Genomic DNA, 22,965 nt, shown 5'->3' with positions numbered 1-22,965 from the left:
ACGGCCCGAAAGACAGCTGCCTGAGCTACTCCGCGCCACGGAGGTCCTTAACCCCCTTGCGCGAGCGTGAAGAAGGCGTTTCGTGGCGGTATGACCGATCCACGCGAACAGGAGCCGGTCACCGGCAACGACCCCACCAACGGGCTCGCCGGTGACCTCGAGGGCGACGACGGCGGTGCCGTCGAGCCCCAGGAGGACCGCAGCGTCTTCGAGGACGTGATCGCCGACATCGACGGCGACCGTCTGGCGGACGACGGGGATGCGGACTCCGCCACCTCGTACAGCGAAGAGGGGAAGCCGTGAGGCGCCCGGGAAGGAGCGGAGCATGAGCGACACCAGCGGACTGCCGAACACGAACGCGGAGGGCGTCCCGGCCGAGGATCAGGCGGAGCGCTTCGAGGGCGGCGGGCAGGGCGGCGCCGACCGCGACGCGCAGGCTGCCGAGCCCGCCGAGACCGAGCCCGGTCAGACGGGCGACGTGTCCGAGCCGGGCGAGACCGGCATCGCCCCGGAGGGCGCGGAGGACGTCACCACGGCGAACGCCGGCGGCGACACCGACCAGGCCGAGCCCCCGCCCGCCGACTTCGACCCGGCGCAGAACCCGTCGAACCCCGACCTGGTCAGCGGCACGAACGCCAGCGAGCCGCCGGACTGACCGGACCCCAGCCACCGGCGCGTTCCGCCGGTCGGGAAATCGGCCCCGCCCTCCTCATCCCAGGGCGGGGCCGATTTTCGTCAGCGGGGCGTGTGGGGAGGGCGCGATCCCGTCGGCGTCATCGCGCCGGACGGCCCGCCAGCCAGCAGACGCCCGCCACCGCGCCGAGCGCGCACATCCCCACGCCGACCCCCAGGGCGGGCGTGCCGCCTCCCGTGCCCGGGAGCACCAGGCCGACGACGACGAGGAACGCGCCGACGTTCAGCAGCACGGCGGCGAGCCAGCCCAGCGTCGTGCGCAGCGTCGCGTTCATCCCGGGCATCGTATCCCGGGCGCTACTCCCCATCGATCAGTTCGAGAAGTCGCTTCGTCTCGCGGGCGATGTCGTCGTGGTCGTTCTGCGCCGCGCGGCTCTCGAGCGAGATGACGGCGCAGCGGTGCACCTTCGCGAAGTCGCCGTACGGGAAGCTGAACCGGCCCTTCGTCTCCTCGCTCTTGTCCGGATCCTCGCCGAGGTGCCAGAGCGCGTACTCGTCCCACCCGTTCTTCTCGATGAAGCGGTTCTCGGCGTCCGCGCTCGGTGCGTGCTCGCTCCAGTCGTCACGCTCGTCGTGCACGACGTCGCCCCGCTCGACCAACGTGCGCGCGTGCTCCAGGGCCTTCTTGTTCAGGCGGACGCTCATGCCTCCCCCTGGTTGCCCGTGGCCGCGGTGTCCGCGTCGAGTGCCTCGTTGATGAGGGAGGCGACCAGCATCCGCCAGTCCGACCCCTCGTGCAGCGTCTCGGTGTAGCCGGGCGGCACCGCGCCGAACACCGGCTCGTGCTCCTCGCCCTCCACCGCGACGCGGACCAGCGTGCCGAGCTCGGCGTGGGATTCGTTCAGCACGACCCACACCCCCGGCGCCTTCTTCTCGATGTGGAAGATGCGGTCGCGGTACGGGTACCGCACGCTGGACATCTCGAGCTCGCTCGCCGACATGGCGACTCCTCTCCCTGGGCCGTCGCCCCTATGCAACGCCGTGGGCGCGCCGTTGGCAAGAGCCGGCTGCGTGAGGCGGCGCGCGTCAGGCGCTGCGGCGGCCGCTCAGCACCCCGTCGATCCGGTCGAGCAGGTCGGCCGGGTCGTCGAAAACGGAGACCGCGCCGGCCTCCAGCAGCTCGGAGGGTCCGACGCCGCCGGACAGCACACCCGCGGAGCGCACGTGCGCGCGGGCGGCCGCCATCATGTCCCAGATCGAGTCGCCGACGAAGAGCGCGTCCGAGGGGTCGGCGCCCGCGCGCTCCAGCGCGACCTCGATGATCCCTGGCTCGGGTTTGGCGGTCGCCACGTCGTCGGCGTTGGTGGTCGCGTGGATGGCGTCCTCCGCATCCAGCACGTCCATCAGCATCTTCAGCTCGTCCTCCGGCGCCGATGTCGCGAGCACGACGCGGATCCCGCGGGACGACAGTTCGCGCAGGAGGTCCGCGCTGCGGTCGAACGCGCGCAGCCGGCCGGACTGCTCCTGGTAGTGCTGCGAGTGCAGCTCCTTCGCCCGCTCCGTCCACTCCTCGTCGTGGCTGCCGGCGAGCGCCTCCAGCAGCCGGGCCGAGTCCTGGCCGATCGAGCGGTGGATGCGCCATGCGTCCACCGGCGAGCCCAGCTCCGCGAACGCCCGGCTCCAGGCGTCGACGTGCAGGAAGTTGGAGTCGACCAGGGTTCCGTCGACGTCGAAGAGCACTGCGGAGATCGTCATGGCTCCACGACTACCACCCCTTGCGCGGGTCCGGGATGGGGTGGATCGTGCCCGACATGGCCGATCACATGTATCCGGAGCTCACCGACCCGCGCACCGCCATCGTCACCGGCTCCGATTCCGGGATCGGCCGCGCCACCGCCGTCGCGCTGGCGCAGGCCGGCATGGACGTCGGCATCACCTGGCACTCCGACGAGGAAGGGGCGGAGGAGACCGCGCGTCTCGTCCGCGAGGCGGGGCGGCGGGCCGTCGTGGCCCAGCTCGACACGACCGACGCGCCCGCGTGCGGCGATGTCGTCGACCGGATCGCCGACGAGCTCGGCGGCTGCGACGTGTTCGTCAACAACGCCGGTATCAACGGAGGAACCCCCTTCTTCGAGACGGATTGGGACACCTGGCGGAAGACGATCTGCGGCGACCTCGACGGCGCGTTCGTCTGCATCCAGCGCATGGCGCGGCGGATGGTGGATGCGGGACGCGGCGGCCGCATCATCGGCGTCACCAGCGTGCACGAGCACCAGCCGAGGGTAGGATCCGCCGCCTACGACGCCGCCAAACACGGTCTCGGCGGGCTGCTGAAGACGCTCGCGCTCGAGCTCGGCGAGTACGGCATCACCGCGAACGCCGTCGCGCCGGGCGAGATCTCGACGCCCATGAACGACGCAGAGGATGAGGACCCGCGTGAGGTGCACCGTCCCGGCATCCCCCTCGGCCGGCCGGGCGATGCCCGTGAGATCGCTGCGGTGATCGCGTTCCTCGCCTCTCCGGCCGGGTCGTACGTCACCGGTGCCTCCTGGGCGGTCGACGGCGGGATGCTGCAGATGGGCCCGCAGGCGGGATCGCACCTGACCTCCGACGACTGGCGTCGCTTGTAGGGAACTGTCTTTCGGCGGGGCCGTGGGCTCTGCTGTGATCGGATGACACCGTCCTCGGTGCCCTCCCCCTCGGTGCGGGGATGATGCTGACCGACGGGTCCGCCGGTGTCGGGCCACTGGCGGACCCGCCGGCCTTGGCGGGCCCTGGCTCGCCCCTCTGACGCGGCCCACTAATGTGCCGTGACGAGCGCGCCACGCACGCGTGTCCGTTCGTGACCATTCCGTTACATTTCTTTTCCGAACCTCGCGTAACGAAACGCACCCTCCTGAGTCCTCATTAGTGGGGACCAACCAGGTCCCAACGTTTTAGCTCTTGGGCGGCACACCGCCCCGTTGAACATTTGGGAAAGATCGTGACGGTTCGTTCTGCATACCGCCTCCGCGCGTCGCGCCGCTGGGGTGTGGCCACGCTCGTGGCAGCCTGCGTGGCTCTCGGCGCGCTGGTCGGCCTGCTGGTCATCCCCCAGTACGTCTCCAACGCCGGCAACACCGCGGTGTCCACTCTCTACAAGACAGCGACAAACACGGTGAACGGGTCGGTAGCGGCCTCGTTGGATGCCCCCGGCGGCACCAAGACCGGCACGGCGAAGCCCGGCGACACCATCAAGTGGGCGGTCAGCTACCAGAACAACACCAGCGCCGCGGCCACCGTCGACCTCAAAGACGTGATCGCCAATGCCGGGACGTACGTCAACGGCTCTCTGCAGCTCCCCCAACCTCAACGCCGTCGGTTCGCTGTCTCCGCAGTACACGACGAATGGAGGCACGAGTTGGGCCAACGGCACTCCCCCGCCGACGCGAACGGCCTCGGCTTCACGGGCACCATGGTGCCGCAGGGCACGCAGCAGCGATCGCTGAACTTCCCGAGCCCGGCCAGCGCCGTTCTGTCGACGACCGGCGGTGACGGCTACAACGTCGCCATGCGCAACGGCTTGGTCTACGCGGTCTTCCACCACACGTCCGGCAGTTACGTCTACTGCGCTCAGCAGAACGGCTCCGTGTGCCCGGGCTGGAGCGCGAACAACCTGACCTGGTCGTCCACGTCGGGCACCGCTCTGGGCACCGGGACGGCCTACCCGGGAGTCACCGCTTGGCAGAACGGCACCTGGATCTCCGGTACGAAGATGTTCTTCTTCGTCGGCGCCGCGCAGGCGCCTATCGGCACGGGGTGCGTCGACCTGTCGACCACGCCTGCGAAGAGCTGCGGCTTCGTCCAGTTCGACATCGGGTACGACGCCAACGGCAGCGTCGGCGCACAGATCGGCAGCTCGGGGATTCCCGCCGCGAACGGCAACATCTACGCCGTCGCCGAGACCACGACCGGGGCGAAGCTGTTCTGTGTCGCTCCGACGACCGGCACCGAGTGCGGCACGCTGGTGCTGAACACCGGCGCTCCCGTGCCTGATCGGGCCATGAACTCGTTCACCTACGGCAACTACGTCTTCGCCAGCGTGCCGGTCGCGGGCGGGAGCTGGCTGACGTACTGCTACGTCGCCGGCGGAAGCCTCTGCTCGGGCAGCTGGCCGATCACGACCTCGGGGGTGACTGCGGTCGGTGGGCCTGCCCTGGCGCCGATCCTGTCCACCACCGGGGCCGTTCAGGGGGTCTGCACCATCCCGAACAGCGGGGCTTCCCTGGACACCACCAACTGCTGGAATCTGACCGGCGCCCGGACGACACAGACCCCGTACAACGGTACGTACGCCAACTTCTCGGCCTCGGGCGCGGGGGCCGGTGACGCGTTCGTCGTGGGCACGAAGGTGTATCTGGCAAGTAGCAGCTTCGTAGCGTGCGTGGATTTCGCGACGTACACAGGAACGGGGAGGGCGCCGGAGTGCTCCGGGTTCACCCGTCCGGCCAACCAGACCAACTACACGGTCCGGTCCGCCTCCCAGATCGCTCCCAACTGCCTGGTCGCCGACGGCGACGGCGGCAAGATCACCTTCTTCAACGCCCTTACCGGGGGCGGCTGCATCGGAGTGTCCGGGCCCCAGACGATGACGGTCTCGCCGCTCGCCTCCTACTGCGGCTCCGGCACGGCCGGATTCAAGGGATGGGGAGCCCTGACGCTTCCGGGTCTGACCGCGGGCACGTACACGAACGCGACGGTCACCCTCAAGGATCAGAACGGGAACGTCATCACCGGCTTCAACGGGGTGACGCTGGCGGCGGGCGGTTCGCTCAACCTCTCCGCCATCCCGACCTCGGTGACCTCGATCAGTGCGACGGTGGTGGTGAACGGCGTCAACGACCCGACGGGTGTCGTCAACGGGCAGATCGCCATCACGTGGCAGGGCGACCCGCCGCAGATGTGCTTCCAGACGATCGCACCGCCGGTGGCCTGTGATGCCGACGCGCCGACCACGCTCTCGAACACCGCGAAAGCGGTGACGACGTCCACGGCCGGCAACGACGCGCCGAACGGCAACAACACCTATCCCGTGCAGTTCACGGTGCGTGCCGACCCGTCGCAGTGCTCGCTCTCGATCAAGAAGACCTCGGGAGTGCAGAACGTGCGACCGGGCGACACGGTGACGTACACGATCACGGTCAAGAACACGGGAACCCAGGCGTACAACAGCACGGAGTTCTCCGACGACCTCACGGACGTCCTCAAGGAGTCCGTCTACAACGGCGACCACGCAGCGACGGTCGGCACCGCGTCGTACTCCGCTCCGACGCTGTCCTGGACAGGAGGGCTGGCGGCCGGGGCCACGGCGACCATCACCTACTCGGTCACGGTGAACAGCCCCGACGCGGGCGACCACACCCTGTTGAACACGGTCGTCTCGCCGACGAAGGGCAACAACTGCCCGGTCGGATCGACCGACCCCGCATGTACCTCGACCGTCGTCGTCCAGGTGATCGACGCGCTCTGGAACAAGATCGACGCGACGCCGTCGAAGAACGTCCTCTCCGGTGCGGCGTGGACCTTCACCCCGGTCGACGGGAGTGGCAAGCCCACCGGGCCGGCTATCACGGTGACCGACTGCACGGCGGCCTCCGCGTCCCTGTGCACCGGCGCGGACATCGACCCGATCGCCGGGCAGTTCCGGCTCACCAACCTCGGGCCGGGCACCTACCAGCTCGTCGAGACGCAGGCGCCGGTCGGGTTCAAGCTCAACCCCACCCCGATCCCCGTGACGCTGACCTCGGCGCTCAACACGGTCAGGCTCCCAGACGTCGTCAACAAGCAGCTGCCGGTGCCGGACATCCCCCTGACGGGTGGTCTGGGAACCGACGCGCTGACCATCACCGGCGGCAGCCTGCTGGCGGCCATGCTCGGCCTCGCCGTCTGGCAGCTCATCCGCCGGCGCCGGATCGCCTGACGGCCCTCAAGCCCCCACTCGCACCACGAGTGGGCCCCTCACCGAAGAGACCTCTCACCGCACCAAGCGGTGAATGGGAAAGGAAAAGAAACAGGAATGACCGCAATCACACGGCAACGCGGGCGTGCCGCCCTGGCTGTCGGAACGGTGTTGTCGCTGGGCGTGCTGGGAGCCGTGGCGACCAGTACGGCCGCGAACGCCGCCTCGATCGACACCACGCAGCAGGGCTCGATCATCATCCACAAGTACGAGAACCCGGGTGGAGGCACCCAGGACCCGACCGGTAGTGACCCGGCCAAGAACCCGAGGACCAATCCGATCGACGGTGTCACCTTCCAGGTCTGCCTTATCAGCGACATCAACCTCCTCGATGGCACCAACACCGGCTGGAACACGCTGAACGCCATCACGCAGGCCGAGAAGCTCGCAGCAGCGGGGGGACCGTCATGACGCTCGGAACCCACCCCTGACCAACTGCCAACCGGTCACGACGGCCAACGGCGGAATCGCGACGACTGCCAAGCTGCCGCTCGGCGCGTACTTCGTCCGCGAGATCGGTGCCCCGGACAAGGTCGTGGAGAAGTCCGCGCCCTTCGTGGTCGCGCTGCCCACGCCGAAGGACCCGACGAACCTGACCGGTGATTGGCAGTACGACGTCAACGTCTACCCCAAGAACACGGTCGCGGAGAAGCCGGCCAAGAACGTGGTCAACCAGCCCACCAACGGTGGCCTGCTGGGCGCCCCGGTCGAGTACCAGGTGACGCAGCTCGTGCCGGCGCTCGCAGCGGGCCAGACGTACACGAAGTTCACCATGACCGACACGCTCGACACCAAGCTGACCCCGAACACGAGCGCACCGGTCACCGTCAAGGCGATCAGCCCGACCGGTACGTCTACGTCGTTCGTCGCGGGTACCGACTACACGGCCACGTGGTCCGGGCAGAAGCTCACAGTCACGTTCCTGCAGCCGGGTCTCGACAAGCTGAAGGCCGGCGATCACGTCGTCTTCGACTTCCAGGCCACCCCCAACGCGGCCGGAACGATCGGCGTAGAACGTGTTGTCGTCGTGCGCGAACGTGACGCCCCAGAAGTTGAGGTCCTGCGCTGAGTACGGCTTCGCGTCGAGGAGGAAGGTGAACGCGTCGAGGGGCCCGTAGTAGGTGCCGTGCACGTCGGTCAGGACGGTCTGCGTAGCGAACTTCACGTTGGCATACGATTCTCCGTCGACGAACGCCGTCCATGCCGCGAGCTTCGAATCGGCGGACAGGCGCGTGCGGCTGGGAGCGCCCGGCAGCGACCAGCGCGGTCCCTCGGTTCCGTCCCCGTCGTGGAGGGTCTCGCTGTAGCCGACCGGGTCGGTGCTGGTGCGGCTCATGCACGAGAGCGCTGCCCGGGTGGCGTAGACGCGCTCGCACGCCACAGGCGAGACTCTGCGCTCGCCGCCGGGGCTGTTCAGCGGCACGGACGCGACCTTTCCGAATCCGTCGCCGGCGCGGGTGTTCCGGAACACCACCCGCGGGCCCGACGGTAGTGTCCATCCCGCGTTCGGGGCCGGTGCGGTGGTGGCTGTGGCAGCTGCCGGCGGCGGGGTCGCGCCGCCGCCCGAGGCTGAGGAGCATCCACTCGCCGAGGCGAGCACCGCGGCCGCGATCGCCGCCACCGCTCGTCCCACCGCTCGTCTCACCGCTTCGGCCGCCTCGCGCATCCATCGCCCCTTCCGTCGGTCCTATCTATAAGGACGCGGTTCGGGGCGTCTGATTACGCGCGGTCGACGAATCAGCCGATCAACGACACCGCGCGGGCGATGACAAGGGCGAGCAGTGCGAATCCGGCGAACGACTCCAACGACATCAGCAGCTTGGCTCGGTGCGTCAGCGGCATGGTGTCGGTCGGGCTGAAGGCCATCGAGTTCGACAGCGAGAAGTAGAAGTAATCGATGTAGTTGGGCACCCAATCCGACTGCTTGCTGGATCCGCGCGCGACCTCGATCACCGCGTCGTGGTCCTCATCCTGCGGAAAGCGGAAGTCCGCCGGTGCCAGCTGCGGCCGCGGCACCGAGGAGCGTGCGACGGGGCCGCCGCGGTCGAGCACCCAGAAGACCAGCGCGAACGCGATCACGTTCGTGAGCCACACCTGGAGCGAGGCGAGCAGCAGCTCCGAGCCGTTGCCGTGCTTGTTCAGCAGCCGGATGATCGTCTCGGCGAAGGCTATCTGGTTGGCGATCAGGATGATCAGGGCCAGCGCGATCTCGGCGCGGCGCGACCACCTCGACTCGCGCGTGAGGCGGTGCGGGTTGTACAGCACGAGCGCGACGATCATCAGCAGGCAGACGCCGACGACCGCGTAGCGCTCGATGGCGGGCACCACGCTGGGCAGGAACGCGTAGGCCGCGAGCGCGACGACCGTGGCGATCACCGCGGGCCAGCGGTGCTCCGGTTGCGAGGCGCGCCTTCGGTTCTCAGTCTCGGTCACACCGGGAACAGTACCCGGTGCAGCCCGCGACGCGGTCACGCCGCGGGCCGCACCGTCGTCAGTTGAAGATCGCCCACTCGGAGCGGTCGAGTCTGGCGCGGTTGCCGTTGATCACGAGGTACCACGACCCCTCGTCACGATGGAGGTACTCCGCCAGTATCGTGGTGTACTTCCACTCGCCGGAGACCAGCGACCAGCGGATCAGCGATATGAGCTGCCCCTGGCGCAGGTACGGTACGGCGACGAAATCGTCTTGACGATGGGGCTCCGGCAGAGTGTTGCGGGCCCCCGTCCGCTGCGTACTCATGCTGCACTGTAACTCCGCCGCAGGGCCGCTGGATATACCCGGATTTCAGCAATCGCTGAATTCCGCGGAAATCACTCTCCGGACGCCGTGGATGGGCTCGCGGACGCGCTCGTCACCAGCTCGCGGACGGAGCGGACCGGCGCGATGGTGCGGTCCCGTGCCGACTCGTACGCGGCCAGGATGATGCCGAGCACCTCGATGCCCTCCTTCTGCGTGTGCAGGGGCCGGGTGCCGGTGAGGATGCTGTGCGCGAAGTGCGCGATCTCGGCGCCGAACTCGTGCACCGGCTCCAACTCGAACACCGTCGCTTCGGCATCGCCGCGGCGACGGAAGGTGAGCGACGTGCCGTCGCTGGTCAGGCTGCCGAGCTCGCCGACGGCGGAGAACTTCTCGGTGCCGTCCGCCGGCTCGTATGCCCAGCTCGTCGCTAGGCTGCCGATCACCCCGTTGTCGAAGCGGACGAGCACCTGCGCCGAGTCCTCGCCCTCCATGAACGACAGCCGGTGCGTTGCGAGTATCGAGGTCACCTCGACTGGCGAGCCGCCCGCCAGGTGCAGCAGCAGGTAGGTGGGGTGGTACCCGGTGTCGATCAGCTCGCCGCCGCCGCTCGTGGAGGCGTGGGCACGCCATCCCATGTTCGACGGGTCGAAGTCGTTGAAGAAGCTGTCGGTGGTGCGCACCTCGTAGACGCGGCCGAGCGCGCCCGCCTCGATGAGCTCCTTGGCCTTCGCGACGGCGGGCAGGAACAGCTGGTTGTGCGCGCACATCAGGGTGACGCCGGCCTCGGCGACCGCGGCATCCACCTCGGCGGCCTCGTCGGGCGACAGGCAGAGCGGCTTCTCGCACAGGATGTGCTTGCCGGCGCGGGCGGCGGCGACGATCGCATCCTTGTGCAGGTGATGGGGAAGGCAGATGTCGACGGCGTCGATGTCGGCCTCGGCGAGCATGGTGGCGTAGTCGGCGTAGATGGCGGCGCCGGTGTCGCCGGCGCGGCGCTCGGCGGACTCGCGGACCGGGTCGGCGACGGCCGCGAAGGTGACGGTCTCGGGGTTGCGGAGGTAGCCGGCGACGTGCGCGCCGGCGATTCCGCCTGCGCCGATGAGGCCGATGCGAACAGTGGTGCTGGGCATGGTGAAGAGCTCCTTGAGAGAGGGAGAAGAAGAGGGAGGGGGAGTGCGGGGGTCAGGCGACGGACGCGGACGCCGGCGCAAGATCGACGATGTGGCCGGAGGCGGCGGACTCGTTGGAGGCGACGACCATCCGGGTCAGTTCGACCGCGTGGCGGAGGTTCTCGTCGGCCGTCGACCCGTCGTGGATGTGCTCCACCCACTGCGCGAAGGCTCCGGGCCGGCGTTCGGGCAGGGGGATCTCCTGCCACTCGTCTCCGAACGCGCCGCCCTTGGCGAGCAAGCGCTCGCCGCCGAAGCCGAACATGAGGGAGGCCGCGGTGCCGCGGAGCTCCACGGTGAAGGCTCCGGGCGTGGTCACCACGCTCGCCTCGAAGACGCCGAGGCGGCCGCCGGGGAACTCGGCGGTGACCACCGCGTTGTCCTCGACCGCGCGACCCGTGACGCTGCCGTAGCTCGCCGAGATGGCCACCGGATCGGCGCGGTGGAACAGCCGCGTCAGGTACGCCGGGTGGCATCCCAGGTCCGTCAGCGCGCCGCCGATCGCGGCCTGCGGGTCGGCGAACTGCTCGGGCAGCCAGCCGGCGACCCAGCCGTCGTGCGCGAGACGCACGCGGGAGTACGTGAGCTCGCCCAGCGTCCCCTCGTCGAGGATGCGCTCGATCGCGACGGTGTAGTCGTCGTACAGCCGGGGCAGCGAGACGACGAGCGCCACGCCGGCCTCGCGGGCCAGCTCGACGAGCTCCTCCGCCTCGGCGACCGTGGGCGCGAGGATCTTCTCGGTGAAGACGTGCTTTCCGGCCGCGATGGCACGGCCGATGACGTCGCGGTGCTGGTCGGTCGCGGTGGTGATGGTCACCGCGTCCAGCTCGGGACGGGCGAGCAGCTCGTCGAGGTCGGCGACGAACTCCACGCCGAACTCGTCGGCGGCCGCACGGCCGCGCTGCTCGTCGTCGTCCCAGACGGCGACGAGGGTGGTGTCGGGATGCTGCTGGATGTTGCGCACGTAGTCGCCAGCGTGAACGTGCCAGAAGCCGATCGCTGCGACAGCGAGAGGGTGGGACATGCCTGTCAAGGCCTCCTTGCCGATGGATTCGATGCGCGCGAACCACGAAAGCGTACCTTCTGCTCCGGAGCAGTCGATAGTCTTCGGCGGAAATTTCTGGAATCGTTCCCAGATTGGGCATGATCGTCGGGTGAGCACATCGACGACGATCGGCCTGGACGGCGACTGGACCATCCGCGAAGCACTCGGCGACACCGCTGAGTGGTACCTGGGCGCGCCGCTGCCCGAGGCCGGGAACAACGTGGCGGAGGCCTCCGCGGCCATCGCGGCGGCGCCCGGCTGGCTGCCCGCCCGCGTACCCGGAGCGGTGATCGACGACCTGCATCGGGCGGGCGAGCTGCCCGATCCCCGCGTCGGCCGGAACAGCCGCGCGGCGGAGTGGGTGGCGGAGCGGTCGTGGGTCTACCGGCGGGCGGTGGACCTGGACGCCGCGGCCTCGGACGGTGTCGCCGTGCTCGAACTCGACGGCGTCGACCCCGGGGCGGACGTCTACTGGGACGGCGAGCTGCTCGGATCCGTGCGCGGGCTGTATCACCGGGCGCGGTTGCCCCTCACCGCCGCGCAGCGTGCCGCCGGGCGGCACAAGCTGGCCCTCCGCGTGCACCCGGCCCCGGTTTCGGAGCCGCAGGTCGGGCGCACGGAGCGCGTGCGCCTCCACACGCCGCGACTGGGCTACGGATGGGACTTCACGCCGCGGTTGCGGCACCAGGGGGTGTGGAAGGGGGTGCGCATCCGCTACGGCCGGGGGCTGCTCGGGGACGTGGTGGTGCGTGCGCGGGTGGCGCCGGCGTCGCGGGCGTCGAGTGGTGAGTCGTGGCTCGAATCGGCGTCGAGTGGTGAGCAGATGTCGCAACTCGGCGGGGTGGGGTCGGCCGCGCGGGCGGGGCTGCCGTCGAGTGGTGAGTCGTGGCTCGAGTACGGGTCGAGTGGTGAGCAGATGTCGCAACTCGGCGGAAGGGAGCCGGTTGCATCCGGGGCGAGTGGTGAGTCGTGGTCCGAATCGGCGCCGAGTGGTGAGCAGATGTCGCGAGTGGGGGCGGTGTCGGTCGCGTGGGAGGCGCCGCGGGGCGCGGGTACGAGCGCCGCGACGGTCCGCGTCGCGGTGCGCCGCGACGGGCGGACGCTGGCCGCCCTGACCGCGGACGCGGGCGACGGCTCGGCGGAGGTCCGCATCCCCGACCCGGAGCTCTGGTGGCCCAACACGGTGGGCGGGCAGCCGCTGTACGACGTCATCGTGACGCTCGCCGACGAGGCCGGGGAGATGGATGCCGTCACGCGGACCGTGGGCTTCCGCACGGCCGATCTCGTGCCGAATCCGGGTGCCCCCGGGGGCGCCCTCCCGTACACGGCGGTCGTCAACGGTGTCCGCGTCCCCCTCCTCGGCTGGAACTGGACGCCGGCCGACACCCTCTTCGGCTCCATCGACGACGCGCGGGTCGAGCACCTGCTCGGGCTGGCGGCGGAGTCCGGCGCGCGTCTCATCCGCGTCTGGGGCGGCGGACTGATCGAGACGGAGCACTTCTACGCGACCTGCGACCGGCTCGGCCTGCTGGTGTGGCAGGAGTTCTCACAGTCGAGTTCCGGGATGCAGAGTGCGCCGAGCACGGATCCCGCGTTCGTGGAGCTCATGCGGGCGGAGGCGGAGGCGCTCATCCCGACGCGGGTGCACCATCCGTCGCTCATGCTGTGGGGCGGCGGCAACGAGCTCGACGAGGGCGGGGTGCCGCTGTCCGACGACCGGTCGCCGGTGCTCGCCGCGCTGTCCGAGACGGTCGCGCGCCTCGACCCCGACCGCGGCTGGCTGCCGACGTCGCCCACGGGTCCGGAGTTCCACAACCGGCTGGACCGCATCCACGCGAACCCCGATGGTCAGCACGACGTGCACGGCCCGTGGGAGCACCAGGGGCTCGTCGGCCAGTACACGCTCGCGAACGCCGGCACGAGCCTCGCGCACACCGAGTTCGGGGTCGAGGGGATGACGAACCTGCGGTCGCTGGAGGCTCTCGTCCCCGAGGGCGACCGCTGGCCCGCCGACCGCACCAACCCGGTCTACCGGCACCTCGGCGAGTGGTGGAACAACGGGGACCAGGTCATCGAGCTGTTCGGCGGTCGCCCGGACGCGCTGGAGACGCTGAACCGCGCATCCCAGCTGCTTCAGGCCACGGGGCTGCAGTACGCGGTGGAGGCGGACCGGCGGCGTGCGCCCCGATCCAGCATGGTGCTGCCGTGGCAGCTGAACGAGAGCTTCCCGAACGCGTGGTGCACCGCGGCCGTCGACTTCCGCGGTGACCCGAAGCCGGCGTTCTTCGCGGTGGCGCGCGCGTTCGGGCGGCGCCGGGCGACACTGCGCGTCGCGCGGGCGGTCTGGGCCGGGGAGTCGACGGCCTCGGCCGAGGCGTGGCTGTGGGCCGAGGATGCCGTCGCTGCCGGCTCGACGGTCGCCCTGAGGGCGATCGGGCTCGACGGCCGGGTGTTCGCCGAGCGGACGCTCACGGCCGGCGCCGTCGGCGATCCGGTCGCGGTCGGTTCTCTGGAGGTCGCCGTCGGCGAGCTGCCGGATGTCTTCCTGTGGGAGGCGGAGTGGCGGGATGCGGTGGGCGCGATCGACCGGGAGCGGATGGTCGCGACGACGACAACGGACTTCGCCGCGCTGCTCGACCTGCCGGCGCCCGTGCTCGACGTCGTCCGGGGAGGCGATGGAGCGGTGAGCGTCCGGAACGCCGGGGGCATCGCGGCGCTGACCGTCCGGCTGGTCGACCCGCGCCCCGCCGGTGCGCCCGGAGTCCTCACCGCGGCGGGCGACCCGCGGCCGCTGCTGCCGGGCGAGGAGCGCATCCTCGCCGCCGACCCGGGGCTGCCGGTTCGGCTGGAGGTGTGGAACGGCAGGAGCGTCGACCTGTGACCGGATCGCGCATCCGGGAGGCGGATCCACCGGTGCCGCGGGCTGCTCCGCGGCGCGATCATGACCGCATGCATACCGCGACCGATCCAGGCGGCACACCGCGCGCGTTCACGGCCCGTTCAGATCGAGGTGGTGTGATAGCCCCGTGAAGACGCGAATCGCGGAGTACCCGCGGCCGGACCACTTCCTTCTCCACATCAGCGACACGCACCTGCTGGCGGGGGCGAACGGCTGTACGGGAGCGTCGACAGCGAGCAGCACCTCCGCGCGCTGCTGGACGAGGTGGAGGCGTCGGGCGGACGTCCCGAGGCGATCGTGTTCACCGGCGACCTCGCCGACCGCGGCCAGCCCGACGCGTACGCGCGCATCCGGGCGCTGGTCGACCCGGCGGCCGAGCGGATGGGTGCCCGCGTCATCTGGGTGATGGGCAACCACGATGAGCGCGCGGCGTTCCGGCAGGGGCTCCGCGACGAACTGGGCGACGTTTCCCCGGTCGACGACGTGTACTGGATCGGCGGACTGCGCGTGATCGTGCTCGACTCGACGGTCCCGGGTCACCACTACGGAGACGTCAGCGAGTCGCAGCTCGACTGGCTGGCCGCGGAGCTTGCGACCGCGGCACCGGAGGGGACCATCCTCGCGATGCATCACCCGCCCATCCCGAGCGTGCTCGACCTCGCCGTGTCGGTGGAGTTGCGGGACCAGTCGCAGCTGCACGAGGTGCTCGAGGGGAGCGACGTGCGCAGCATCTTGGCCGGGCACCTGCACTACTCGTCGACGGCCATGTTCGCGGGCATCCCCGTCTCGGTGGCGTCGGCCAGCTGCTACACGCAGGACCTCAACGTGCCAGTGGGAGGCACGCGCGGCAGGGACGGCGCCGGCGCTTTCAACCTCGTGCACGTGTACCCGAACACGGTGCTCCACTCGGTGGTGCCGCTCGGGCAGTATCCGACGCTCGACTACGTGGACGCGGAGGAGTCGGCCCGCCGCCTAGCCGCCGACGGCATCCGCATCCCGCCCGCGGCCCGGCGCGAGTCGCCGACGGAGCCCATCCGCATCCTCGCCTGACCCCGGGCCCACCTGCGGATTCGTCACGAATGGTCGTTATGTGCGACCCGAAACGACCATTCGTGACGAATGTCGAGGAGGAAGGTAGGGGATCGCGTCAGGAGGTGGGGCGCTCCCAGGGCGCCGGGAACGGGAAGTAGCGCTCCAGGAAGTCGGTCACGGCGCGCGTGCGCTCGGCCGGGTCGATCTCGGGCTTCGAGCCGTCGTTGAGGCAGAACATGTCCTGGTCGCGCTTCTTCAGCAGGCGGCGCATCATGTCGGGCGCCTGGCGCAGCGTCGTCTCGATGTACAGCACCTTCGCCTGCGTCTGCGTCACCGCGCGGCCGGTCATCAGGGCGTAGTAGTGGTACAGCGAATTCGTGACCGAGATGTCGGTCGCCGACCGGAACGGGCTGGCCGCGGTGCGGCGGAAGTCCTCCGCGAATTCGCGCTCCATCTCCTGCAGCACGCTGATCCGCAGCGGCGCCGCGCAGTGCTCGAGATGCCGCGTGGTGACCGTTCCGAACCGCTCCCACAGCAGACGGCGGTTGACGCGGGCCGCGTTCTCGAAGCCGCTGCGCGCCGGGTCGGTCTCGCCGAGGCCGATGCGCGTGCCCGCCTCGACGAACTTGGTCACGCCGCCCGGCGAGAAGAACATGTCGGGCGACAGCGGCCGGCCGATGAACATGTCGTCGTTGGAGTACAGGAAGTGCTCCGACAGCCCCGGGATGTGGTGCAGCTGGCTCTCGACGGCGTGCGAGTTGTGCGTCGGCAGGCCCGAGGTGTCGGGGAAGAAGTCCTCGCTGCGCATGATGTGGATGCGCGGGTGCTCCGCATCCAGCCACGGGGGCACCGGCGAGTCGGTCGCGATGTAGATGTTGCGGATCCACGGGGCGAACATGTGGATGCTGCGCATCGCGTACTTGAGCTCGTCGATCTGCCGGTAGCGCGCCTCGTTGTCGTCGCCCTCGCCGACGACGTAGCCGGCCTGGCGGGCGGCGCGCTGGCGCTGGTACTCGGCGTCGGAGCCGTCCACCCACGAGAAGACGATGTCGATGTCGAAGGCGACGTCGCTCGATAGGGGGTCGAACATGTGCTGCAGCGTGCGCCAGCGCCGGCCGTACAACTCCACCTCGGCCTCGACGGCCTCGCCGCGGGGCAGGCGGGGGCGCATCAGGGCGTTCTCGCGCGGCGCCGTGATCTCGTCGTCGCCGAACCGCCAGAACTCCAGCTGGAACGCGGTCTCGGCGCCGTAGCGCAGCCGCCCGATCGGCTCGAGCCGCGGCCGGTACACGCGCAGGATGTCGGCCTTGCGGCGCGAGAGCCGGCCGTCGGCGATCAGCAGGTCGTCGCCGTCCGGATCCCCCTCGGGGTCGATGCTGCGGGCGTAGAAGGGCTCGTCGGCGAAGGCGTCGGCGAGCGCCGCGGCGACCTGCTTGCGGTTGCGGCGGTCGAGGGCGACGATCAGCCGGTTGTCGTCGTCGCGCACGAGCAGGTACTCCAGCTCGGCGGCGTCGAGGGCGTCCCGCACGGCGAGCAGGTCTTCGATCATCGACTCCCGCGGCGTGAAGGGACCGGTGACCAGCGTGTACAGGCCTTTGCGCTGCACGACGTCGTCGCGGGCGAACCGGGGCGCGCGGATGCCGGGGTCGCTGGTGACGACGACGGGCTCGGGCTGGTCGGAGAGGGATGCGGGGGAAGCTCAGCCATACATGCCTAACTCTAGGCCGCTCCCGTCCGCCCGGGATCCCTCCGGCGTCCTCCCGCCTCAGCCGAGCAGCTCCCGTACCGTCGCGAGCAGCAGCGCCCGCGCGTCCGCCGTGACCAGCCAGGGCGCGAAGCCGTCCGCCGCGAGGAAGAACGTCGCCCGAGCGGCGGGCGCCACGGTGCCGTCGGTGAGGCAGGCCGCCGGCGGGCGTCATCCCGATGACGGCCCGCCCCGACTCCGGGTCGCGCGCGACCACATCCGCTTCGTCGGGGGGATCGCCGAGGGTCAGCTTCGACCGGCCGCGGAACACGACGACCTCGCCGTCGAGTCCCGCCGCCGCGGGGTGGCCCGTGGCCGAGATGTGGATGCGGTCCTGCGACAGCGGGACGGACGACGCGGACGCGAGCCCGAGCGGCACCAGATGCCCCCAGGCCAGCAGCGGCACGGGACGGCGAGCGGCGGCCCGGGCCACGTCCTCCGCCGCCGTGCGGGTCACGATGACCAGGTCGGCGGCGGGGTCGTCGCCGAGGTGCGCGCGCATCCCGGACCGGGCCAGGAACTCCACCAGCTCCCGGTCGCCGGGCGCGGGGTTGGTGCCGGTGAGCACGGAGACGACCGCGCCCTGGCCGTGGCTGCGGACCGTCGTGACGCCGAGCCGTTCGAGCGCGCGGTCGACGAGGGCGAGGACCGCGCCTCTGGCGACGTCCGCGAAGTCCGCCTCGAGGTCTCGCCGGGCGGCCAGTAGGTCGTCGGCGGGCACCGGCGCCGGATCGCCGCCGAGCACGCGCGCAGCGAGCGCACCCGCGGCGCCGGCCGCCTGCGCTGCCGAGATCCACGGGGCGAGCTGCGCGGCCAGGTCGGCGGGGGTGCGAGTGGATGCGGCGGTCGCGGCGAGCCGCGCGAGCAGCGCCTCGGCCTCCTCCCACCGCTCGTCCGCGACCAGGGCATCCAGGCGGGGCCAGCGCGGCGCGGCCGGCGGCCACGCGCTGCATGCCTCGACCAGGGTGCGCAGGCCGTCGTCGTCGCCCGCGACCGCCCGGTAGGCGCGCTCCGCCGCCTGCGCGGGGTCGTATCCTGCCGGGTCGTGCGCCCACTCGGCGACGGTCGTGAGCGCGAAGCGCGAGGGCGCCGCCTCCACCATCGGGTTCGACAGGATGCCGACCAGTCCGGGCCCGGCTTCCCGCCCGGTGAGCGGGCCGAGGAACACGCGCGAGCGGTCGAAGTCGTTGACGGGGAAGTTGTCCCACAGCACCAGGTCGCGGCCGAAGCTCTCGGCGGCCCGCGCGATGTCGCCGGCCGTCACGGCGCCGACCACGATGTCGGGGCCGGTCCACAGGACGAGCGCGTCCGCGGGCAGCGTCTCGGCGAGGCCCACCCGGTACGGCGTCCGTTCCAGACCGGCGTAGTCGGTCGGGCAGAGCAGCACCGGCTCGTGGATGCCCGCGGGACTCAGAAACGCCGTCTGGAACCGCGCCGCCACCTCCCCGTGAACCCGGCCGAGCGCCTCCGGGTCGTCCATCGGCACGTCGTCGAACAACAGGGCGAACGAGCGGATGCCCGCCTCGAACAGCTGCCGGCACTTCGCCGCGAGGGCGTCGTGCTCCCTGTCGTCGTCGTCGAACCGCATGGAGAGACCCGGCGAGATCGAGTACACGAAGCGCACGCCGCGCTCGGCGGCGGCCTGGTTCAGCGACGCGAGATCGGCGAGGCGGGCAGCGGGATAGGGCTCCCGCCACTCATCGCGGTGCCACGGATCGTCCTTCGGCGCGTACAGGTAACGGTCGAGTCCGAGGGCGGCCGCGCGGTCGAACCAGGCGATCCGGTCGGCGTGCGACCACGGCTCGCCGTAGAAGCCCTCGACGACCCCGCGCCAGGCGAGGCCGCTCACCGTGCGCCCGCTCACCGGTCGCCCCCGTGCCACGACGACCACAGCTCGGCATAGGCGCCGCCGGCGGCGACGAGTTGCTCGTGACTGCCGAGCTCGTCGATATGGCCATCGCGCACCACGGCGATCCGGTCGGCGTCGTGGGCGGTGTGCAGGCGGTGGGCGATCGCGACGACGGTCCGTCCTTCCAGCACGCGGTTCATGGCGCGCTCCAGGTCACGCGCGGCAGTCGGGTCGAGCAGCGACGTGGCCTCGTCGAGGATGAGCGTGTGCGGGTCGAGCAGCACCAGCCGGGCGAGGGCGAGCTGCTGCGCCTGCGCCGGGGTGAGGACGACCCCGCCCGAGCCGACGATCGTGTCGAGGCCCTTCGGCATGGCGGCGACCCAGCGCAGCGCATCCACCACCCGCAGGGCGCGGGCGAGCTCGTCGCGCCCGGCGCCCGGCTTCGCCAGGGAGAGGTTGTCGGCGATCGTTCCCACGAACACGTGGTGCTCCTGGGTGACCAGGGCGACGTGGCGGCGGAGGTCGTCGAGCGGCAGATCGACCAGCCGGACGCCGCCGACGGTGATCCGTCCGCCGCTCGGCTCGGCGATCCCGGCCATCAGCCGCCCGAGGGTCGACTTGCCCGACCCGGAGGGCCCGACGATCGCCAGCCGCTCGCCCACGGCGAGGTCGAGGCTGACGCCGTGCAGCACCTCGGTGCCCTCGCGGTAGGCGTAGCGCACGTCCTCGGCGACCACATGCTCGTCGGCCGGCTGCTCGCCGGTCGCGTGGCGGTCCTCGGGCACGTCGGCGACGCCGATGATGCGCGAGAGGGCGGTGGTGCCGACCTGGATCTCGTCCAGCCAGCTGATCAGCTCGTCCACCGGCGACACCAGCTGCATCGCGTACAGGCGACCGCCGTGACCGCGCCGATGCCGACGACCCCCGCGCCGACGAGGTACGAGCCCCAGGCGAGCACGACGATGACCGGCAGGAGGAACGCGATGTCGGTGCTCGGGAAGAACCACGACCGCAGCCAGAGCGTGTACCACTCCGACTCTCGGCGCTCACGCAGAGCCGCGTCGATCTTGGTTCGCTGCGCCGGGGCGAGGCTGAGCGCCTCGATGGTGCGGACGCCGTCCACGGTCTCGCTGATGGTGCCGCCGAGCGTCGCGTACGACGCCAGCTGCCGCTGGTAGCCGGGGCCGGATCGCTTCAGGTACCAGCGCGCCGCGATCACGAGGATGGGCACGCCCGCGAACATGGCGACCGCGACGGCGGGGCTGACCAGGAAAGCGGCCACCACCGTCAGCACGGCGGTGACGGCGGCGACGAGGATGCGCGGGACGCCGAAGCGCACGGTCTGCGCGACCGACTGGATGTCGTTGGTGGTGCGGGCGAGCAGGTCGCCGGTCCCGGCGGCTTCCACCGTCGAGAGCGGGAGGCGTGCGACGGTGGCGAGGAATTCCTCGCGCAGCTGGGCGAACACGCCCTCGCCGAGCACCATCGACTGCCGCTGGGCGAACCGGATCAGCACCGCCTGGCACACGATCGCGACGAGCAGCACCCCGGCGATGGCGTCGATCCCCGGGGATGCCAGGGTGCGGCCGGTGATGCCGTCGATGATCAGGCCGATGAGCGCCGGGCCGGCGAGGCCGGCCACGGCGGCCAGCGTGTGCAGGACGAGCACCACGGAGAGGCCGCCGCGGTGCTGACGGATGAGGCGGGCGCCGGTGGCCCGCACGGTCGTGGTGCTAGCGATCGGAAGCAGCATCGTCCGTACCCTTCGTGCGTGCGGCCTTCGTGGCGTTCTTCGCGGCCTTCGTGTTCTTCTTCGCGGCCTTCTTCTCCCGCCGGTCCTTCTGCGTCGCGCGGCCGGCCGGCCGCTGCGCGGCGACGGGATGCGTCGCCGTCCACAGCGCGTCGATGGACCCGGTCCACGCGGCATCGAGCTCCTCGCCGTCCGCGGGCTCGGCAGAGCTGATCGTGCGCGAGACGATCGCCCGGTACAGGTCGCCGAGGTCGTCCTCCTGGCGGAGAAGGGACTGGTGGGTGCCCGTCCCGACGACGCGTCCCTTTCGGACGACGGCGATCGTGTCCATCCGGTCCAGGAGCAGCGGGCTGGCGGTGACGACGACGGTGGTTCGCCCATCGCGCGCCTCCCGCAGCCGCTCGGCGATCTGCGACTCGGTGTGCGCATCCACCGCGCTCGTCGGTTCGATGAGCACCAGCACTTCGGCGTCCGTGAGCAGGGCGCGCGCGAGGCTCAACCGCTGGCGCTGGCCGCCGGAGAAGGTGCGCCCGCGCTCGGCGACCCGCTCGTGCACGCCGTCGGGCAGCGCCTCGACGGTCTCGGTCGCGGCCGCCGTGTCGAGGGCGGCGGAGACGCGGCGCAGCCGGCCGGTCGAGGTGTCGGTGTACTCCCGATCGCGGATCGGCAGCGTGTCCAGACCGTCGAGCAGCTTGCCGCCGAACAGATGCGGGTTGGCGTCGTTCACCACGATCCGATCGCGGATCTCGCGCACCGGCACGCGCGTGTGGTCCACGCCGCCCCAGAGCACGGGCGCCTCGCGGTGCACGGTGTCGTCGAAGCGGCCGAGCCGGGTGGCGATGCCCGCGGCCTCGTCGGGGTTCGCATCCACGATGGCGGTGAACCGGCCGGGCTGGATGACGACGCCGGACGCGAGGTCCTCGATCGCGGATCCCCACGCGGGCGCCTCGGCCGTGTCGGCCCTGTCCCGCGCCGCCGGCCGGGTGCGGAGCACTGCGAGCACGCGGCGGGCGGAGACCACGCCCGCGGTGAACGTCTGTGCCGCCTCCACCGCGGTGCGCAGCGGGAGCACGAGGAACGTCGCGTACCCGTAGAACGCGGTCAGCTGACCGGGCGTGATCGCGCCGTCGACCGCGAGATGCGCCCCGAACCAGACGATGAAGACGAGGAACGCGCCGGGCAGCAGCACCTGGAGGCCGTCCAGCCAGCTCTGCGTCTTCGCCACGCCCACGCCGGCGGCCCGGACGCGCTGCGACTGGGCGGCGTACCGCTCCACGAACTCGTGCTCGCCGCCGATGCCGCGCAGCACCCGCAGTCCCACGACGGTGTCGGCGCCGAGCGTCGTCAGCCCACCCGACTCCTCGCGCCACGCCGCCTGCTTGGCACGGAGCGGGCGCAGGAGCAGCGCCAGCACCAGCGCGACCGCGGGGACGCCGATGACCACGGCGAGTCCGAGCGGAAGGGAGGCGTTCAGCATGATGACCGAGACGGCGACGAAGGCGACGACACCGCCGCCGAGTCGCGCGGTCACGTCGAACATCGCGCCCAGCCGGAGGGAGTCGGTGCTGACCGTGGCGACGATCTCGCCCGACGACGTGGTGGCGGTGATCGCCGTGCCCGTCTCGGCCGAGTGGTAGCCGATGAGGCGGGCGATCCCCAGCGACGAGCGCAGCCAGTTCGACACGGCCATCCGGTGGCGGAGCATGCCGGTGAGCGCCTGGATCGCGGCCACCAGCAGCAACGCGCCGCACCACAGCCACAGCCGCGCGCCGTCGCCGGAGACGCCCTCGTCGACCGCGCGGCCGAGCAGGTACGGCCAGACGGCCTGGCACAGCATCCACACGACGCCGAAGAGCACACCGGCCGAGAGCGTCGCGGGCTGGCGGGCGGCCTGCCACAGCAGGAACCGCGGCACCGACGACAGGTGCTTCTCGGACGGACGGGCCGAGGGGATGCGCGCCATGCGTGGCGGCCGCGACGACGGCGGGCGGGAGGGGGACGGACGGGCAGCGCGGACGCTGGACACGGAGTGCTCCTGAGGGGGGATCGAGCGGGTGCGGAAGGAGGGGTGCGGGGGCGGTGCGCGGGGCGGGGCGGGGCCGGGCG

The 22,965-nt window shown here is 71.2% G+C and carries 18 protein-coding genes and 3 pseudogenes; 9 read left to right on the top strand and 12 right to left on the bottom strand.

Going from position 1 to position 22,965, the window contains the following annotated elements:
- The first annotated feature begins 90 nt into the window (after positions 1-90).
- Both ACQ86M_RS15315 and ACQ86M_RS15310 read left to right on the top strand, forming a co-directional pair.
- Positions 91-303, top strand: a complete 213-nt coding sequence (locus tag ACQ86M_RS15315) for a hypothetical protein (RefSeq protein ID WP_431246062.1) — start codon at positions 91-93, stop codon at positions 301-303.
- A gap of 22 nt (positions 304-325) precedes the next feature.
- Complete coding sequence (locus tag ACQ86M_RS15310) at positions 326-655, top strand: hypothetical protein (RefSeq protein ID WP_431246061.1); 330 nt, start codon at positions 326-328, stop codon at positions 653-655.
- A gap of 118 nt (positions 656-773) precedes the next feature.
- Here the strand turns inward: ACQ86M_RS15310 and ACQ86M_RS15305 are convergent, their stop codons facing one another.
- The 4 genes from ACQ86M_RS15305 to ACQ86M_RS15290 form a co-directional block, all read right to left on the bottom strand.
- Positions 774-968 (bottom strand): hypothetical protein, encoded by a 195-nt coding sequence (locus ACQ86M_RS15305; RefSeq protein ID WP_431219479.1) that lies wholly within the window; start codon positions 966-968, stop codon positions 774-776.
- Positions 969-990: 22 nt separating this feature from the next.
- Positions 991-1,338, bottom strand: coding sequence for a hypothetical protein (locus ACQ86M_RS15300; RefSeq protein WP_431219478.1), 348 nt, complete (start codon positions 1,336-1,338; stop codon positions 991-993).
- Positions 1,335-1,634, bottom strand: a complete 300-nt coding sequence (locus ACQ86M_RS15295) for a hypothetical protein (RefSeq protein WP_431246060.1) — start codon at positions 1,632-1,634, stop codon at positions 1,335-1,337. Before ACQ86M_RS15295 ends, ACQ86M_RS15300 begins: the two co-directional genes overlap by 4 nt.
- 85 nt (positions 1,635-1,719) lie before the next feature.
- A complete protein-coding gene (locus ACQ86M_RS15290; protein ID WP_431246059.1) occupies positions 1,720-2,388 on the bottom strand; it encodes an HAD family hydrolase in 669 nt (222 codons plus the stop codon).
- Positions 2,389-2,444: 56 nt separating this feature from the next.
- Between ACQ86M_RS15290 and ACQ86M_RS15285 the strand changes: the two genes are divergently transcribed.
- The 4 genes from ACQ86M_RS15285 (at position 2,445) to ACQ86M_RS15270 (ending at position 7,700) form a co-directional block, all read left to right on the top strand.
- Positions 2,445-3,263, top strand: coding sequence for an SDR family oxidoreductase (locus tag ACQ86M_RS15285; protein WP_431246058.1), 819 nt, complete (start codon positions 2,445-2,447; stop codon positions 3,261-3,263).
- Between the two features lie 353 nt (positions 3,264-3,616).
- A complete protein-coding gene (locus ACQ86M_RS15280) occupies positions 3,617-6,592 on the top strand; it encodes a SpaA isopeptide-forming pilin-related protein (RefSeq protein ID WP_431246057.1) in 2,976 nt (991 codons plus the stop codon).
- 96 nt (positions 6,593-6,688) lie between these two features.
- A complete protein-coding gene (locus ACQ86M_RS15275) occupies positions 6,689-7,042 on the top strand; it encodes a hypothetical protein (RefSeq protein WP_431246056.1) in 354 nt (117 codons plus the stop codon).
- 16 nt (positions 7,043-7,058) lie between these two features.
- Positions 7,059-7,700 (top strand): SpaH/EbpB family LPXTG-anchored major pilin, encoded by a 642-nt coding sequence (locus ACQ86M_RS15270; protein ID WP_431247900.1) that lies wholly within the window; start codon positions 7,059-7,061, stop codon positions 7,698-7,700.
- A gap of 668 nt (positions 7,701-8,368) precedes the next feature.
- Here the strand turns inward: ACQ86M_RS15270 and ACQ86M_RS15265 are convergent.
- The 4 genes from ACQ86M_RS15265 to ACQ86M_RS15250 form a co-directional block, all read right to left on the bottom strand.
- Positions 8,369-9,064 carry a hypothetical protein gene (locus ACQ86M_RS15265; RefSeq protein ID WP_431246055.1) on the bottom strand — a complete coding sequence of 232 codons (696 nt, stop codon included), beginning with the start codon at positions 9,062-9,064 and terminating at the stop codon, positions 8,369-8,371.
- A 58-nt stretch (positions 9,065-9,122) separates the two neighbouring features.
- On the bottom strand, positions 9,123-9,371 hold the full coding sequence (locus tag ACQ86M_RS15260; protein ID WP_431219461.1) for a hypothetical protein: 249 nt from the start codon (positions 9,369-9,371) through the stop codon (positions 9,123-9,125).
- A gap of 71 nt (positions 9,372-9,442) precedes the next feature.
- Complete coding sequence (locus ACQ86M_RS15255) at positions 9,443-10,501, bottom strand: Gfo/Idh/MocA family protein (protein ID WP_431246054.1); 1,059 nt, start codon at positions 10,499-10,501, stop codon at positions 9,443-9,445.
- A gap of 52 nt (positions 10,502-10,553) precedes the next feature.
- Complete coding sequence (locus ACQ86M_RS15250) at positions 10,554-11,564, bottom strand: Gfo/Idh/MocA family protein (RefSeq protein ID WP_431246053.1); 1,011 nt, start codon at positions 11,562-11,564, stop codon at positions 10,554-10,556.
- A 130-nt stretch (positions 11,565-11,694) separates the two neighbouring features.
- On the opposite strand from ACQ86M_RS15250, the gene ACQ86M_RS15245 reads away from it, so the two are divergent.
- Both ACQ86M_RS15245 and ACQ86M_RS15240 read left to right on the top strand, forming a co-directional pair.
- Positions 11,695-14,466 (top strand): glycosyl hydrolase 2 galactose-binding domain-containing protein, encoded by a 2,772-nt coding sequence (locus ACQ86M_RS15245; RefSeq protein WP_431246052.1) that lies wholly within the window; start codon positions 11,695-11,697, stop codon positions 14,464-14,466.
- A gap of 145 nt (positions 14,467-14,611) precedes the next feature.
- A pseudogene (locus tag ACQ86M_RS15240) lies at positions 14,612-15,534 on the top strand (phosphodiesterase).
- Between the two features lie 97 nt (positions 15,535-15,631).
- On the opposite strand, the gene ACQ86M_RS15235 reads toward ACQ86M_RS15240, so the two are convergent.
- Positions 15,632-17,155: a stealth family protein gene (locus tag ACQ86M_RS15235; RefSeq protein ID WP_431247899.1), complete on the bottom strand. Its 1,524-nt coding sequence runs from the start codon at positions 17,153-17,155 to the stop codon at positions 15,632-15,634.
- A 253-nt stretch (positions 17,156-17,408) separates the two neighbouring features.
- Here ACQ86M_RS15235 and ACQ86M_RS15230 point away from each other — a divergent pair, with 253 nt between their 5' ends.
- Positions 17,409-17,966, top strand: coding sequence for a hypothetical protein (locus ACQ86M_RS15230; RefSeq protein WP_431246051.1), 558 nt, complete (start codon positions 17,409-17,411; stop codon positions 17,964-17,966).
- 336 nt (positions 17,967-18,302) lie between these two features.
- On the opposite strand, the pseudogene ACQ86M_RS15225 reads toward ACQ86M_RS15230, so the two are convergent.
- From ACQ86M_RS15225 to ACQ86M_RS15215, 3 genes and pseudogenes are all read right to left on the bottom strand, one after another.
- A pseudogene (locus ACQ86M_RS15225) lies at positions 18,303-19,109 on the bottom strand (beta-N-acetylglucosaminidase domain-containing protein); the annotation flags it as partial.
- Positions 19,110-19,120: 11 nt separating this feature from the next.
- Positions 19,121-20,862 (bottom strand): annotated as a pseudogene (locus tag ACQ86M_RS15220) (ABC transporter ATP-binding protein).
- Positions 20,843-22,885 (bottom strand): ABC transporter ATP-binding protein, encoded by a 2,043-nt coding sequence (locus ACQ86M_RS15215; RefSeq protein ID WP_431246050.1) that lies wholly within the window; start codon positions 22,883-22,885, stop codon positions 20,843-20,845. The pseudogene ACQ86M_RS15220 and the gene ACQ86M_RS15215 overlap by 20 nt, the downstream one beginning before the upstream one ends.
- Positions 22,886-22,965 lie beyond the last annotated feature (80 nt).

Origin of the sequence: Leifsonia xyli subsp. cynodontis (assembly GCF_050632205.1) — a bacterium.
Classification (GTDB): Bacteria; Actinomycetota; Actinomycetes; order Actinomycetales; family Microbacteriaceae; genus Leifsonia; species Leifsonia xyli_D.
This window is presented reverse-complemented; position numbering and strand designations above follow the sequence as displayed.

Excerpts from the sequence above, each read along its gene's own strand:
- ACQ86M_RS15315 (WP_431246062.1), top strand. The coding sequence starts at position 91 with ATGACCGATCCACGCGAACAGGAGCCGGTCACCGGCAACGACCCCACC.
- ACQ86M_RS15310 (WP_431246061.1), top strand. The coding sequence starts at position 326 with ATGAGCGACACCAGCGGACTGCCGAACACGAACGCGGAGGGCGTCCCG.
- ACQ86M_RS15305 (WP_431219479.1), bottom strand. The coding sequence starts at position 968 with ATGAACGCGACGCTGCGCACGACGCTGGGCTGGCTCGCCGCCGTGCTG.
- ACQ86M_RS15300 (WP_431219478.1), bottom strand. The coding sequence starts at position 1,338 with ATGAGCGTCCGCCTGAACAAGAAGGCCCTGGAGCACGCGCGCACGTTG.
- ACQ86M_RS15295 (WP_431246060.1), bottom strand. The coding sequence starts at position 1,634 with ATGTCGGCGAGCGAGCTCGAGATGTCCAGCGTGCGGTACCCGTACCGC.
- ACQ86M_RS15290 (WP_431246059.1), bottom strand. The coding sequence starts at position 2,388 with ATGACGATCTCCGCAGTGCTCTTCGACGTCGACGGAACCCTGGTCGAC.
- ACQ86M_RS15285 (WP_431246058.1), top strand. The coding sequence starts at position 2,445 with ATGGCCGATCACATGTATCCGGAGCTCACCGACCCGCGCACCGCCATC.
- ACQ86M_RS15275 (WP_431246056.1), top strand. The coding sequence starts at position 6,689 with ATGACCGCAATCACACGGCAACGCGGGCGTGCCGCCCTGGCTGTCGGA.
- ACQ86M_RS15260 (WP_431219461.1), bottom strand. The coding sequence starts at position 9,371 with ATGAGTACGCAGCGGACGGGGGCCCGCAACACTCTGCCGGAGCCCCAT.
- ACQ86M_RS15255 (WP_431246054.1), bottom strand. The coding sequence starts at position 10,501 with ATGCCCAGCACCACTGTTCGCATCGGCCTCATCGGCGCAGGCGGAATC.
- ACQ86M_RS15250 (WP_431246053.1), bottom strand. The coding sequence starts at position 11,564 with ATGTCCCACCCTCTCGCTGTCGCAGCGATCGGCTTCTGGCACGTTCAC.